The sequence below is a fragment of the Haloglycomyces albus DSM 45210 genome (assembly GCF_000527155.1).
Classification (GTDB): domain Bacteria; phylum Actinomycetota; class Actinomycetes; order Mycobacteriales; family Micromonosporaceae; genus Haloglycomyces; species Haloglycomyces albus.
The window spans coordinates 658,215-671,766 of sequence record NZ_AZUQ01000001.1 but is presented as its reverse complement, the minus strand read 5'-3'; the positions used below and the strand labels follow the sequence as shown (position 1 = coordinate 671,766).

At 58.3% G+C, this 13,552-nt stretch carries 14 protein-coding genes and 1 tRNA gene; 8 read left to right on the top strand and 7 right to left on the bottom strand.

From position 1 onward, the window contains the following. Nucleotides 1-737 precede the first annotated feature (737 nt). From HALAL_RS0103275 to HALAL_RS0103260, 4 genes are read left to right on the top strand one after another with little or no spacing between them, the layout of a single operon-like run. Complete coding sequence (locus tag HALAL_RS0103275; protein WP_156937578.1) at nucleotides 738-1,625, top strand: hypothetical protein; 888 nt, start codon at nucleotides 738-740, stop codon at nucleotides 1,623-1,625. Nucleotides 1,626-1,641: 16 nt separating this feature from the next. Then, the gene (locus HALAL_RS0103270) at nucleotides 1,642-2,457 is read left to right on the top strand and encodes a DUF1330 domain-containing protein (RefSeq protein WP_025272632.1); all 816 of its coding nucleotides are present in this window, start codon (nucleotides 1,642-1,644) and stop codon (nucleotides 2,455-2,457) included. Nucleotides 2,458-2,480: 23 nt separating this feature from the next. Next, entirely contained in the window at nucleotides 2,481-3,926 is a 1,446-nt protein-coding gene (locus tag HALAL_RS0103265) for a peptidoglycan-binding protein (RefSeq protein ID WP_025272631.1), read from the top strand. Next, nucleotides 3,923-5,116, top strand: a complete 1,194-nt coding sequence (locus HALAL_RS0103260) for an ABC transporter permease (RefSeq protein WP_025272630.1) — start codon at nucleotides 3,923-3,925, stop codon at nucleotides 5,114-5,116. Before HALAL_RS0103265 ends, HALAL_RS0103260 begins: the two co-directional genes overlap by 4 nt. Nucleotides 5,117-5,218: 102 nt before the next feature. On the opposite strand, the gene HALAL_RS0103255 is transcribed toward HALAL_RS0103260, so the two are convergent. From HALAL_RS0103255 to HALAL_RS0103240, 5 genes are all read right to left on the bottom strand, one after another. Continuing rightward, a complete protein-coding gene (locus HALAL_RS0103255) occupies nucleotides 5,219-6,250 on the bottom strand; it encodes an enoyl-CoA hydratase/isomerase family protein (protein WP_025272629.1) in 1,032 nt (343 codons plus the stop codon). A 442-nt stretch (nucleotides 6,251-6,692) separates the two neighbouring features. Continuing rightward, nucleotides 6,693-6,980: a transposase gene (locus HALAL_RS16445; RefSeq protein WP_169732399.1), complete on the bottom strand. Its 288-nt coding sequence runs from the start codon at nucleotides 6,978-6,980 to the stop codon at nucleotides 6,693-6,695. 60 nt (nucleotides 6,981-7,040) lie between these two features. Further along, nucleotides 7,041-7,298, bottom strand: a complete 258-nt coding sequence (locus tag HALAL_RS18415) for a transposase (RefSeq protein ID WP_156937577.1) — start codon at nucleotides 7,296-7,298, stop codon at nucleotides 7,041-7,043. Between the two features lie 51 nt (nucleotides 7,299-7,349). Next, nucleotides 7,350-7,490, bottom strand: coding sequence for a transposase (locus tag HALAL_RS19430; RefSeq protein ID WP_084471837.1), 141 nt, complete (start codon nucleotides 7,488-7,490; stop codon nucleotides 7,350-7,352). Nucleotides 7,491-7,989: 499 nt separating this feature from the next. After that, complete coding sequence (locus HALAL_RS0103240) at nucleotides 7,990-9,129, bottom strand: hypothetical protein (protein ID WP_025272627.1); 1,140 nt, start codon at nucleotides 9,127-9,129, stop codon at nucleotides 7,990-7,992. Nucleotides 9,130-9,686: 557 nt separating this feature from the next. Between HALAL_RS0103240 and HALAL_RS0103230 the strand changes: the two genes are divergently transcribed. Then, the gene (locus tag HALAL_RS0103230; RefSeq protein WP_025272625.1) at nucleotides 9,687-10,001 is read left to right on the top strand and encodes a hypothetical protein; all 315 of its coding nucleotides are present in this window, start codon (nucleotides 9,687-9,689) and stop codon (nucleotides 9,999-10,001) included. Nucleotides 10,002-10,101: 100 nt separating this feature from the next. Here the strand turns inward: HALAL_RS0103230 and HALAL_RS0103225 are convergent. Both HALAL_RS0103225 and HALAL_RS17290 read right to left on the bottom strand, forming a co-directional pair. Beyond that, nucleotides 10,102-10,177 (bottom strand) — tRNA-Thr (locus HALAL_RS0103225). 98 nt (nucleotides 10,178-10,275) lie between these two features. Next, nucleotides 10,276-10,959, bottom strand: a complete 684-nt coding sequence (locus tag HALAL_RS17290) for a ComEA family DNA-binding protein (protein ID WP_084471836.1) — start codon at nucleotides 10,957-10,959, stop codon at nucleotides 10,276-10,278. A gap of 60 nt (nucleotides 10,960-11,019) precedes the next feature. On the opposite strand from HALAL_RS17290, the gene HALAL_RS0103215 reads away from it, so the two are divergent. The 3 genes from HALAL_RS0103215 to HALAL_RS0103205 all read left to right on the top strand — a co-directional run bounded on the left by HALAL_RS0103215 (nucleotide 11,020) and on the right by HALAL_RS0103205 (nucleotide 13,519). Next, nucleotides 11,020-11,340: a DUF3817 domain-containing protein gene (locus tag HALAL_RS0103215; protein WP_025272623.1), complete on the top strand. Its 321-nt coding sequence runs from the start codon at nucleotides 11,020-11,022 to the stop codon at nucleotides 11,338-11,340. 144 nt (nucleotides 11,341-11,484) lie between these two features. After that, on the top strand, nucleotides 11,485-12,156 hold the full coding sequence (locus tag HALAL_RS0103210; RefSeq protein WP_025272622.1) for a RibD family protein: 672 nt from the start codon (nucleotides 11,485-11,487) through the stop codon (nucleotides 12,154-12,156). Nucleotides 12,157-12,406: 250 nt separating this feature from the next. Next, the gene (locus HALAL_RS0103205; protein ID WP_025272621.1) at nucleotides 12,407-13,519 is read left to right on the top strand and encodes an ABC transporter ATP-binding protein; all 1,113 of its coding nucleotides are present in this window, start codon (nucleotides 12,407-12,409) and stop codon (nucleotides 13,517-13,519) included. Nucleotides 13,520-13,552: the final 33 nt, after the last annotated feature.

Below are 13,552 nucleotides of genomic sequence, written 5' to 3'. Positions count from 1 at the left end.
AAACGTACCGATAGGTAGCCTGTTGGTGCGGATAGCCCGATGACAAAGGAAGGAAAGTTGTGAACTCTACTTTCGCTTCGAGTCTGCGTCGCCCATCGCGGATTCTACTCATGATGGCGCTCGCTACAGCGCTCGTTTTCAGTTTCGTACCTGCTTCGGCTCAAGCCGAAACCGAATATCTCTTCGACTCCGATTCCTGGAGCTATAGCTACTATGGCGGATATACTTCGTTTTCTGGCCGGCACGTGACTGATCGTGGTTTTTGGACGATCACACGTAAAGCCACCGACGTTAGGCTGTACTCCAAGGCTTACGGATCGAGTCGCACTCGCCTGGACTCACGAGTTTCATTTGGAAAAACAACCGGAAGCTTTAGCACTGGAGGCCACGCTAGCTTTAGCGTCGTGAGTACAGGTTGTAAATACCAAGGAATGGTGCGGTCGTCCTATTATGCTGCGACCTCCTTTGGCGGCACGGTCTGCAAGGTTACCTCGGCTACCAGTGCGTGGTTTAGGTACGCGTCGACAACGGCTACACACCGTTTCAATGGTATGGACGTGGTTCATACCGCAGTTGCCTATTAAGCGTTCTGGATAACGGATTGTGTACCGGGTGATTCCTATTGACCAGGGATCACCCTTTGGTTGGGAAGAGGTTCGTCATTGAGCCGTTCAATGTTGGCGATGTTCGTCGGTTTTCTGCTGTTGGTCGCGGGGTGTACTGAAGGATCGCAAAACGTGGAACCGTCTGTGTCCCCGAGTGCCCTCGAAGAAGTGGATCTTCCGGCGGGGAATACCTTGCTGTTGAACCGCAGTAATCAGGAATTCCAGGTGATCTACGGTGCGATCGCCACGGTGGTAGCTGGAAAGCATACCGAGGGCGTTCTGGCGGAAATCGAGTTTGAGCGTTATAGGGATCGATTTGATTCGAAAATCAGTCTAGAGGCGTTCATTGAGTTGGGGCCGTTTGGGATTACGAGTGCCGAAGCATTGGTACTGGCACACCGACACCATGAATCGGTGCTGACGGAACCGCAGGTCGACGTTATAAAGTCGTACGTCGACCACCTTATCGACGATGACTCCGTCGAAATGGACCTCGTCGACCATGCTGCACTAAAGACCATTGGTGTGACATTGGATTACCGGATCAACGATTTTGACGATCGTATTGCCAAGGCCGACTTTCCGTCTTCACTGTCCTGCAATGTGGAGTCCTGGTCCGAACAGGATTCCGCGTGGAAGATTGACCGAGGCATCGTGCTTGGAATCCCCTTTGAATGTTCGCACGACGAACTGCGGGAACGGACACAAACTGCATTGGCGCAAGTTAATGAAATGACACACGATGAAAGCGATGCCAAGCGGGCGTGTAGTTTGACGACCATCGTGTCACGATTGTCGGCCCGAGAGATAGAGGTCGACAGAAGCAACCTCGAACGTGCCGTGGAGCAATCACTCGGGGTGAGCGATCTCTATCGCAAACCCGTTGAGGCGCTTTATTGTTCCTACGGAATTGTCCGCGACTATGAGACGACCTCGCTTGAAGTTCCTGTGCCAGAGGCGATGAAAGCCATTGCCTCCCACACCTTGGTATATGGACTCCCCAGGACCGAAGTGCGATGACGGAGGGTCTGCACAAATGAAAAAACGAATCCTGTATCCGCTTGGGGCGCTACTGGTTCCAATGATTCTGTCAAGCTGCACGTCTTCGGAGGCGGATGATGACAATTGGTATTCCATTGACGATCTGACGGAACTACGGGTGGAGCAGTGGAATCAGGAAGAGGAACTCATCGCCCAATGTATGAATGAAGAAGGCTTTGACTACACACCGCTTCCGGCCCCTGCACCGGATGGGGCCATGCCAGGCGGCATGGCCAGCGCCTCCGACGGTCCCTTGGAGATTGATTTTACGGTCGACCGTGCACGTCGTGATGGATTTGGAATCGTCGAGAGTCTGGTGGAATCCGCTGGGGAAGACGAACCTGCCTCGGACCCCAACAAGGAGCACGTGGATTCGCTGAGCGATACGGAATACTTGGCTTGGGAGGAGGCCATGGACGGCGATGACGGATGCAAGGAACAGGCCAGTCGCACAATGTCGGAAGAGACCGGCTCGAAAACCGAAAAGGCCTTTTCCACGATCGAAACGTTCACCGACTACGTTTTCAACGACCCTCGCTTTGCTGATATCAATTCTGATTGGTCAGCATGTATGGCCGATGACGGCTGGGAAACTACAAATATAGACGAATTTGTCTATGGGCTTAGCGATCAGCTGCGGGAAGAGCTGAGCGCGGTGGAGGGTGACGCCGAGGCGACGACCACCGTCATCGATGAGTTTACGGAGTACGAACGTGAGGCTGCGGTGGCCACCGCGAAATGCTGGGAAGGCGTGTCCGACACCTACGACGAGCTCATTGCGGACGCGAAGGCAGCAGCCCAGGGTGACTAGCTACGGACTGAAGGATTCGGATCATGGCAGGGACACGAACTAAATCGCTGGCGATTATCACCGGAGCGTCCGTCATCGCTTCCGGAATGGGTTGGGCGGGTGCCACCTTGATCGCCGATCCGGGCGACGCGAAGCGCGACGATTTCGAACGTTCCACGGTGACGGCACCCGTCGAATCGGTCGTCCTCGAATCCGCGGTGACGACTCGGGGAGACGTCGTTCAAGCGCAGGCGGTGGAGCTGAATCTGAGCCCTTCCTCCGAATCGACGATGGAAGGGACACCGGTCATTACCGGTCCTCCCCCCGAAGTCGGTGACACCCTTGAAGAGGGCGACATTGTCGCGGAGGTGTCCGGTCGTCCTATTCTTCTCATCGAAGGAGCGGTGCCGACCTACCGAAGCCTCGAGCCGGGAATGGACGGTGACGATGTGGCGCAACTGGAGGCCGCCTTGGAAGCACTGGGACATTCCCCTGGAACAATAGACGGCCATTACGATACGGGTACCGAATCGGCCGTAGCCGAGCTATATGAACATCTAGGGTACGCACCGGTTTCCTCCGCCGACGATCGGCGCGGCGAGCTTGATGCCGCCGAAGAAAAGGTTTCCTCCGCCGAGGACGAATTGGCAAGCGCTAAGGGGCTCTTGGAGGAAGCACAGGAGCCGCCGTCGGATCTGGAAGTCAAACAGGCTGAGGTCGAGGTGTCTCGTGCGGAGCGGGCCTTGGAGGACGCGCAGGAAAGCGGCGATGCGGATGCGGTGGATCAGGCGCGTAACGACCTGGAAATCGCCGAACTCGCTTTGGAAGAGCTGACCGGCGAACCCGACACTCAGGAACTCCAGGATCAGGTCGACGATGCCCGTGAAACTCTCCAGGACTCTCAGTCCGAACTTTCCGAATTGCGGTCGGAGACCGGAATCGTCGTTCCGCGAGGTGAAATCGTCAGCATTGCCAATCTTCCAAGAGTCGTGGCGGAGGTGTCCGCGCGGATTGGAGGGACACCCGAACCGGGAGCTGTTGTATTGGAGGGCACTTCGGCACTGGTGGAGAGCCACGTGACGGCTGGCGAAGCGGACCTCCTCAGCGAAGGCGATGAAGCTGAACTGCTGGATTCGACCAATGGGGCACAGCTACAAGGTCGGGTCTCGGCGATTGAACCACTTGCCGACGCTCCCGACTCGATGGAGGTAACCGTTGAACCTTCCACCGCCTTCGGTGATGATACGAGTGCCAATGTGCGAGTGCGGATCCCAGTGGGAAGCACGGATGGGGAGGTGCTGGCGGTTCCGATTTCCGCCGTGTACACCAGTGGGGACGGTGACACCAAAGTGCGGGTCATTGCCGGATCGGGTGATGGCGCGCGTGATGTCACGGTTGAGCTCGGCCTGTCCAGCGAAGGGATGGTCGAGGTGAGCGCCGGTGATGGTTCGTTGACTGTTGATGATCGGGTCGCGGTGTCACAGGCATGACGTTGACATGGGTTTCTCTTCTCGAGGAAGCGGTGAAGTCGGTGACGGCGCGTCCGAGTCGGACCATCTTGACCGCTTTGGGTGCCGTACTTGGCGTTGGCACCCTCATCGCGGTGTCTGGGATTTCCTCCACCGCCGGGGCACAGATCCTTTCCCGCCTCGATGGTCTGTCCGTCAATCAGGTGACGGCCACCGCAGCGGACGGGATTTCCAGCTCGAAGGAGGCGATGGATTGGGAAGCGGAGGAAAACCTCACTGTGCTCAACGGAGTGAAGGCTGCTGGGGCGCGTACTGAAATCGGCACTAACTTTGACATTTCCGCTATTGAGATCACCGATCCCGTTGCGGCGACTGAGGCTCCTCCGACCTTGGTGGCCGGTTCCCCAGGACTGGCCGCGGCGGTCGATGCCGTTATGGGGCAGGGTAGGTGGTTCGATGTAGGGCACAGCGAGCGCGCCGACCGCGTGGCGGTGTTGGGATCTTCCACCGCGGGTGCGTTGAATATCGCTGATATCTCGATTCAATCGGTGGTGTTTATTGAGGGGACACCGTATTCCGTGGTGGGTATCGTATCGTCGGCGCCCGCGCAACCGGACTTGCTGGAATCGGTGATCATTCCCGGGAAAACCGCCGCCGCGAATTTCGGTGCCAAGCACCCGAGCCGAATCCAGATCGCTACGGATTCGGGTGCTTCGGAGGTGGTCGCCGAACAGACGCCTCTCGCGCTGAGCCCGAATGATCCTGCCTTGATCCAAGCGGAATACACTCCTCCGCCTCAGGGGGTTCGTCAGGCGGTCGATTCCGATACTCAGTTGTTGTTCTTGGTATTGGGTGGAGTGTCTCTGCTGGCTGGAGCGGTCGGGATTATGAATACCACTTTGGTGTCGGTTTTGGAGCGGAGAGGAGAGATCGGTCTGCGGCGTGCGGTTGGCGCGGCCCGTCGGCATATTGCCGTTCAGTTTCTTATGGAATCGGGCATGGTTGGTCTGCTGGGCGGCTTGTTCGGGATGGCGGGTGGTGTTCTGACGATCGTTACGGTATCGGCGTTGAACGAGTGGACGCCGGTTGCTCCTTGGTGGTTGCCGTTGAGCGGTGTGGTGCTGGGAATCGGGACCGGTCTGTTGGCGGGAATCATGCCTGCTTGGCGTGCGGCTCGTACTGAGCCTGCGGTTGCTTTGCGGGACGCGTGAAGCCGTTGAAAGCGGTGAGTGGATCGAGGAATATAGAATTAACCGAAGCTTTATTCTCCCCGGCCCGGCCGATCATTGCCCGTCCGATCGGCCGGGCCCTTTTTATCCGGATACGAACATGCGTTTGACGTCGTCATAGGTGACGTCGTTGATCGAGTCGTGCTGCCACTTGGGGTCATTGTCGCGATCGATGAGCAGAGCACGAACGCCTTCGACGAAGTCGGGGTTTCCTACGGAGTTACGCGCCAACATTGTGTCCTGGTCGAGCACTTCCGCCAATGTGAGGTTGGCGGCTCGCCGAATTGCTTCGAGAGCGACGGCCACCGACAACGGCGAGCGCGCCTCGAGGAGGTCGGCGGTGTCACGAGCTTCTTCACGTGTGTCGTGGCGAAGGGCGTCGATGATGGCGACCGGATCGTCGCCGGTGAAACACGCGTCGATCCAGTCGCGTTTGTCGGCAAGCGAGGAACCGAGAGTCAGCGGTGTGAGGTTGAGGTTGTCGGGATCCGTACCGGCCGCCAATTGGTCGCGGATGTCGTCGATATCGGTGTGGGAGACGACGACATCGGCGAGCCCGCAGTAGACGGCGTCGGACCCGTCTATGGTGTTTCCGGTGAGCGCCAGGTAGGTGCCGAGTTCGCCGGGAGTCCGTGCCAGACGGTACATCGCCCCGACGTCGGGGGAGAAGCCGATTTTGGTCTCCGGCATGGCGATGCGGGAACGGTCGGTGGCGATGCGGAACGAACCGTGGGTGGACACTCCGATGCCTCCTCCCATGGTGATCCCGTCCATGAAGGCGACGTACGGTTTGGGGAATTCGGAAATCGCGAGGTTGAGGCGGTATTCGTCCGCCCAGAATCGTGCGGCGTGTTCGGGGTCGTTGAGGATGGTGTCGCGCATGGCTCTGATGTCACCTCCGGCGCAGAGACCACGATCTCCGGCTCCTTCAATGGCGACCGTGTTTATCGTGGGGTCGTCGGCCCAGACGTCGAGCTGTTGCCGGATGGAATTGATGATGGGGTGGGTCAGTGCGTTCAATGCTTGTGGGCGGTTGAGGCGTATACGCCCGACCGCTCCCATCCGGGCGTATAGAACTTCATCGGTTCCCAGGGGTCCCGGTGCGAATGGCTCCATTGGTGTCTCGCTTCCCATGCCGGTCGGAATCGTCAATGGTACCGAGTGGATCAGGCGGTGCGGTGTGGTTGTCGAGAGCCGGACTCGGATGTGAGCAAATTGATGCACGATACTGGATCAATAGTGCATTGCGGAACAGGGTGGACGTCATCGCCCGGTTCCCCTCAGATCTCGCCGATGTGGAGTTGAAGCGCTGTGCTCAGTGCTTATGCAGGATATCGCCCCGGTCGTATATCCAACCGAGGTTACCGCGGCGAACTAAACGTCTTCGCAGTTCAGCCGCTGAGTAATTGGAGCCGACGAGGGGGCTCGGACCCCTAACCTACTGTTTACAAGATCTATCAAAGTCTTAAACTGCGCTTATTTGAATTAGTTTGAATGCTGTTGACCTGGCGGTATGTTGCAGTAGCCTAACCAAGTTAACTAGGGCGTGGTTGAGAAGTTATGGTTGAAAATCGAGGATTATCGCTACCTGCACGGTGGCCATGTAGCGGACCATGAGTTTGTCGTACCGCGTCGCGACCGCCCGGAACCGTTTCAATCTGTTGAATAGGCGTTCTACGTTATTGTGTTCCTTATACACACCGATATCCAGCGCTGGTGGCCGACCACCAGCGCTTCCCTTCTTCTGTCGCGCTGCAATCTGATTGCGTTTCTCCGGAATCACCCCTGTGATTCCGCGTTTCCGCAGATACTTCCTGTTTCCCGCCTGTGGAGGCTTTATCGGCACTGACCGATCCTGGCCTGGACACCGGCCGACCGCGGTGGCCAGTCGCAATGGCAACCTTCTTCAGCAAGGGCACAAAAACAGCGAATCGTGTGCTTGACCGGGAGAGATAGTCAACGACAGGACATTTTGGTTCGTGTCGGTCACCGCGTGGATCTTGGTGGTCAGGCCACCACGAGATCGACCGATACCGTGGTCGCCTGGTTCGCCCTCCACTGCTACATGGTGGGCGCCTGCCGCATGGTGATGCGCCCGAATCGAGGTGCCATCAACATTCCAATCACTGCTGAGGCGACCATTCTGATAGAAAAACATCTGCATGGCTTTGACGATGACGGCCCACCATCCTGTCCTCTCCCAGGTACGAAACAGTCAATAGATGGTCTGCCATGGGCCATAGATCGCTGGTATGTAGTGCCAGGGACCGCCACTTTTCACTCGGTAAGCGATACCGTTCAACAGTGCTCGGCGATCACGCGTGACCGGATCACCGCTACCCGTAGGCGTTAGCAGGTGCTACTGCAGGAACACCCATTGATGGTCCGTCAGTTCCCACAACTTTGATACAGTTGACAACGAAGGTCTCATTGAGGTCGTTTTGCTTGCGACACAACAAAACTATCAGGAGACCTTCCTTTGTATCCAAACCAAGCACCGCTTATTTCTTAACATCGATTTTATAGATAACTTCTCAAACACGCCCTAGTCTTCAAGGCATGAGTCATTTTCCCTTTTGCTATGTTGCTAATGTGCATACAGAAACTGCCCCTAAAATGACTCCGCCCGCTGAGTACCGTTCAACGAAACGAGTCGCATTCGTTCTTAAACTGCTAGCGGTCGTCGTTGCAATCGGGTCGATCACCAAGTTCTTTGACGAAGGTCCCCTCACTGCTGAGCCAGTCATTGGTTTGCAAGGTTTGGTCGGGTCCTTCTTTCTATATGCGTTCGGCCAGGTTCTAGATGTCTTGGCAACCAATCTTTTTCAGACGTGGTTGCTGACTACCTCAGAGGATTAGAGCGTTGCGTTGGTTTTGAGTTCGATCATTCGTGGCCTCGTTTGGTTTCGGGTGGCAATTCGCCGCCCTGGAGTACCTCCCAGGTGCGCACGTCCTCCTGTCCAAGTGTCCACAGCGCAACGCTGGTGATCCCCAGTCATGCTTAGCGCGAGCCGCCCAATGAGTGATGGTTTGCGCACCGACCAATAAACGATTTCGCCGGCGTCCATGTCGACGGCGGTGATGCGGCCGATCCATACGTCGTGGTTTGTAGGGACGACGCAGAGGCGGACGCCTGTGTCGTCGGTGAGCGGTGCTGGTCTCCAGTGTTCAAAATCCCAGTCGAGCGAGATCACGGTGTCGTTGGTGCGGGTGTCTTCCTCGTCGACGTCGGTGTCAGGTTGGAACCGGTTAGCGGTGTCCCATGTGATGCCGGTGCGGGCGATGCGGCCGAGGAGTTGCGTTTGCCCGTCGAGGTCGATATCGACGGCTTCGCGGGATTGGTACCACCAGCCGTCGCCGAGGTATAGGTGATCGATCCACATCTCCTCGTCGGTGTCGTTGCCGCACGCTCCAGTACCTGCAACGGGGTCGAGGGTGGCCTCGAGGACGAGCGGTACCCACGATTCAGCATCCGAGTAATAGACCCGAGCGGTCGAGTCCCTCACGCGCAGCGTGACCACGGCACGCCCCGATCCGGCTGGCGCGCCGACTTCGATGGCACCGACGGTCGTGGAGTCGAGGACGGTTGAGCCGCGCAGGAGCCGCAGCGTCCCGTCCGAAAACAGTTCGGCCGTAATGCCGCAGATGTTCAACCGGACCGCACCCGCGACGGGAAATTGAACTCGCGCTTGGAGATACAGCGACTGCGACTCGAAGTCATTATCGAAGTCGAGCCCACCGCTGCCCCGGTATTGGGTGTATCCGTCGAGGTCCCAGTGTCTCCACGCGCCGGACTGCGTGAACAGCGTGTCCACCTGCGACTGTGAGGTCGCGACGTCGTCGATGATCGTCGCTGCGATCGGGTCACGCTGGAGTAGTTCAACACTGAGCGTGTAGCCGTTACGGGGGCCGACAAGTGTCCCGTCGGTACGTGGTACCCGGCGCGGTTCAATGTCATACATTGCGTACTCGTCGGTGACGGAGTTGTCGACCATATCCCAGAGCGTTGCGGGCGAAGGCAAGCCGTACCTGACAATGGAGGCGCGCTTTTGGAACGCGTCGGTGTCGAAGCCGACAACGTCGCCCTAGTCGTAGCACCCGAGGAATCCCCAGGCGAACCAACTGTCATGATCGCGGTACGCCAACCAACCGATCTTGTCGAACCCGACCCGTCCGGGTTGTCAAACGTCCCGTCGTACGCCAGATAGCCGTTGAAAAATCCCTCGACGGCGTAGTACGAGCCCGTGTTGCCTCACCATCCCGCCGGGGTCTTCCGGATAATGATGGATAACCCAAAACCCGCCGTACAGCGGGAGACCCATGCAAACCTGTTGCGGGTCAAGTTGAGTCACTGCGTAGTTGTAAACGTCCTCCAACCACCAGCCGAGACTAATCGGCCCAGGCGTCGAACCGCGCCAAGCGAAATCGTTCGACATGGTCTCGACATGGTCGAGCATCTGCCCGAGTTCGTCGTACCGACACCAGTCCTCTCCACCCACCGACCCGGTAATGGTGAGCGGCGGGAGTGCGGCGGAGCATTGCAGCCCGCCCCGTGCGCGAGATCAGCGACCGCTTGGAAAATCGCCTCGTTCCCGGCCGCGTTCTCCTCGCCCCCGCCTTGCTCCAGGTCGATGTCGATTCCGTGCATCCATGGGTTGTCGTCGAGGACGGTTCCGAGGTCGGCGACGAGCTGATCACGTGCTGCCTGCGATTCGCGCAAGCCTGTGAACATCGCGGCGAAGCTCTTTACCTCATCATGCACCCGCGCCTGAATGGAAGGACCAGGCGATACCAGAATGTCTCGACAGACGTACTGACGGACACAGCTGAGCGATTGAACCGTACTGTATTCAGCGAAGATACGTAATTCTGCTACAGCTCCTGCTACAGTACGGCATCGACTGGAATATACAGCTGGCTCTAGTTGATGTTGAAGATGCGTCTCCGCAGTTCAGCCGCTGAATAATTGGAGCCGACAAGGGGACTCGAACCCCTAACCTACTGTTTACAAGACAGTTGCGCTGCCAATTGCGCCATGTCGGCATGTGCCGCCCATCTTACCCGAATTGATAGTGCGAAGCACGGCGGGGAACGGGTAACTGTACTCGATGTAACACATTTGGCTTGTTCGATCTCGAGGGTTAAGGAATGAAGATCGCATACTCTTTGAGCTGGGATTCGAACTTCGGGTTGACATTGACGGCGAAGACTAGTTCCCCGAAATCGGCGATCGATCCGTGGCGCTCGCGGTAGTCGACGATGTCGTGGGAGACCTGTTTATTGATGCCGGGCAAAGTCATCAGAGCTTCAGCGGGGGCGTGATTGAGGTCGACGAGTCCGCCGTCTTCAACCGCGCGGTCGTTGAGGTCCGGCCGACCGATCCCGAGTTTCTTGGCCAGCATGGGATCGTCCGCCACAGTCTCCCTCGCCGCGTTCCTTTCCTGCTTCGCTTGAGCCACATGGTCGATGGGTGTCGGCGTCGCGCTCAAGCGCGAAAAGAGCTTGGTGGGGTCGAAGTCGGCGAGAGGGTTGCTGCGGCGGTGGTTCCCGCGCGGCCAGACGTCGTCTCGTATTGCGAACAGATGGACGGTGCCGACGCCCCACAACACGAGCGGCACGAGGATTCCGGCGATCCCCAAGGTGCAGACGGTGGCCACCAAGGAACCCATGTAGACCGCGAGCGCGGTTTTGTTTTGCTGCGTGGGTTTGCGATGAGCAACCTGGATGAAGATAAACGGTGTGGCGAGGCCGAAGGTCCAGAACGCCAGCCAGGGCATGCGAGAGGGTTCATCGCCTGGGTCGGGCGCGGGGGTGCTTGAGGCCATTCTGTTCCTTCCGCTTGTGTGAGTCCTAGGTTACTCGGTATTGCTTGCTATTCTGCCACTGTGATTCCGCGAGATTTGAAAGTATTTCAAGCAGCTGCGATAGCCGAAGCCGTGTCGTGGGCGGGGCTTTTGGCCGGTATGTTCGTCAAGTATCTCGGCTCGGGCAACGAGATCGGAGTGCAGATCTTCGGGCCAGTTCACGGGGTGCTGTTCATGGTGTACGTGGCCTCGGTCCTGGTGGTCTGCCGTAACCATTTCCCCTCGGTGAAGGAGTTGGCCATCGGCCTGGCCTGTTCCATTCCGCCCTTCTTCACCTTGTACTTCGACCGTCGAGTGATGCGTCGTTGGAAGTCGGAGCCTCAGGAGGCAAAGGTCTCCTAGGCCTCCACTGGAGTCTCGGGGTGTGACGATGACCGGCCATGGCGTCGCTGCGAAAATTCCTTCAATGGTGCGTGCGCCGTCGGCGTGTGGGTCGTCGCTCGACCGATATGATCGTCGGGACGATCGAGCGATGGGGAGGTTCGCATGCCACGTCCGTTTGTGATTCTGTCGGCGGCCATGTCTTTGGACGGTTATCTGGACGATGCTTCTGACCGTCGTCTCCTCCTGTCCGACGCCGCCGACTTTGATCGGGTGGACCGCCTCCGGGCAACCGTCGACGCGATATTGGTGGGGGCGGAGACGATTCGTCAGGATGATCCGCGCTTGATGGTGCGATCTCCGGAACGGCAACAATTGCGGCAGTTGTCGGGTAAAAGTCCGAATCCCGTTAAGGTCACCGTGACCAGAAACGGCTTGGATCCCCATGCCCGTTTTTTCGCCTTGGGCGAGAGCGACAAAATCGTCTTCACCGAGGCCGACTCCTTTCAGCGGGTGGATTCGAGATTGGGGGAGGTCGCGACGGTCGTGAATTCCGGAAAGCGGGTCGACGCCGAAGCGATATGCGCGTACTTGGACGATCATGGTGTATCGCGCCTCTTGGTAGAAGGTGGCAGCGGAATCCACACCGAATTCCTCACGGCCGGTCTGGTCGATGAGATGCATGTGGCGGTGGCCCCCTTCTTTGTGGGTGATTCTCGGGCACCGCGTTTGGTGCGAGACGGTCGGTTCGCTTTCGGGCCGGATCGGCCCCTGGAAATAGTGGAGTCTCGGCAGGTGGGGTCGGTGGCGTTGATTCGTATGGTCGCTCCCCAGTGAAGGCGGAACAGCCGGGTGAGGTAGGATCCGAGCTAACTTTGTGAAGTTGTCTCACGACTTCACGGGGTGGTCCTGCCCAACCGGGCGGATCGGAATAAGCGAATATCTTGGGTCAATGCCACGTTGCCTCGTCGGATAATAGACGTGTGCGAGTGGGCGGCATTCCGTCGAAGAGCGTCGTCGTTGACCCAGTTGACCTTTTACAACGGATCGTCTGGCACGTACCTGCCAGTGAAAGGAAGAATCACCCATGGCTACAGTCAGCTATAAGGGCGCCAGTCGCCTGTATCCCGGCAGCGATGTGCCGGCCGTCGACCAGCTCGATTTGGAGATCGAAGCGGGAGAGTTCCTGGTCCTGGTGGGACCCTCCGGTTGCGGAAAATCAACCTCGCTACGCATGCTTGCCGGTCTGGAAGAAGTCACCTCCGGGTCGATCTGGATCGACGATACGGACGTCACGCACATGGAGCCCAAAGAGCGAGATATCGCCATGGTGTTTCAAAACTACGCGCTCTATCCCCATATGAGCGTCTTCGACAACATGGGTTTCGCGCTCAAACTGAAGCGAACGCCCAAGAACGTCATCCGCGAGCGGGTCACCGAAGCGGCTAAGCTGCTTGATCTCACCGAATATCTTGACCGTAAACCTAAGGCCTTGTCGGGCGGACAGCGCCAGCGTGTGGCGATGGGACGCGCGATCGTGCGTGAACCGCAGGTCTTCCTCATGGACGAGCCGCTGTCGAACCTCGACGCCAAACTCCGGGTCCAGACTCGGTCGCAAATCGCCTCCCTGCAGCAGCGTCTGGGGATTACCACCGTCTACGTCACGCACGACCAGGTTGAGGCGATGACCATGGGCCACCGGATCGCGGTGTTGAAGGACGGCCTTCTACAACAGTGCGAGACACCCCGAGTGCTGTATGAGAAGCCGGAGAACCTGTTCGTGGCCGGCTTTATCGGCTCGCCCGCCATGAACCTGGTGACCGTTCCGTTCGACGAGGACGGGGCGCGTTTCGGCGGTACCTCTCTGCCCATGACCCCGGAGATGCGTCGGCGCGTGGAACAGGACAGCGATAAGTCCGTGACCGTCGGGATTCGTCCCGAACACTGCCACCTGTCCGAACAGCCGGGTGACGGTTTCGAGATGGAGGTCGAGCTGGTCGAGGAGCTCGGTAGTGAGGCCTTCGTCTACGGCAAACCCACCTCCTCGGAGGGGTCGGCCGGAGCGGCGCTGGAAAGCGAACGATTCACCGTGCGGTGCGATCCGCATCGCGTGCCTCGTCTGGGGCAGACGATCCACATCGTTCCCGAAGCCGGTCGCGAACACCTGTTCTCAGCCACCGACGGGCACCGGTTGAATTAAGCCCGGCCGCGCGTTGGCCCCAAATTTCCGCAT

Bases quoted from the DNA above. Each gene is read 5' to 3' on its own strand.
- HALAL_RS0103270 (WP_025272632.1), top strand. From the start codon at position 1,642: ATGAAAAAACGAATCCTGTATCCGCTTGGGGCGCTACTGGTTCCAATG.
- HALAL_RS0103265 (WP_025272631.1), top strand. From the start codon at position 2,481: ATGGCAGGGACACGAACTAAATCGCTGGCGATTATCACCGGAGCGTCC.
- HALAL_RS0103260 (WP_025272630.1), top strand. From the start codon at position 3,923: ATGACGTTGACATGGGTTTCTCTTCTCGAGGAAGCGGTGAAGTCGGTG.
- HALAL_RS0103255 (WP_025272629.1), bottom strand. From the start codon at position 6,250: ATGGAGCCATTCGCACCGGGACCCCTGGGAACCGATGAAGTTCTATAC.
- HALAL_RS18415 (WP_156937577.1), bottom strand. From the start codon at position 7,298: ATGCAGATGTTTTTCTATCAGAATGGTCGCCTCAGCAGTGATTGGAAT.
- HALAL_RS0103240 (WP_025272627.1), bottom strand. From the start codon at position 9,129: ATGGTCGACAACTCCGTCACCGACGAGTACGCAATGTATGACATTGAA.
- HALAL_RS17290 (WP_084471836.1), bottom strand. From the start codon at position 10,959: ATGGCCTCAAGCACCCCCGCGCCCGACCCAGGCGATGAACCCTCTCGC.
- HALAL_RS0103210 (WP_025272622.1), top strand. From the start codon at position 11,485: ATGCCACGTCCGTTTGTGATTCTGTCGGCGGCCATGTCTTTGGACGGT.
- HALAL_RS0103205 (WP_025272621.1), top strand. From the start codon at position 12,407: ATGGCTACAGTCAGCTATAAGGGCGCCAGTCGCCTGTATCCCGGCAGC.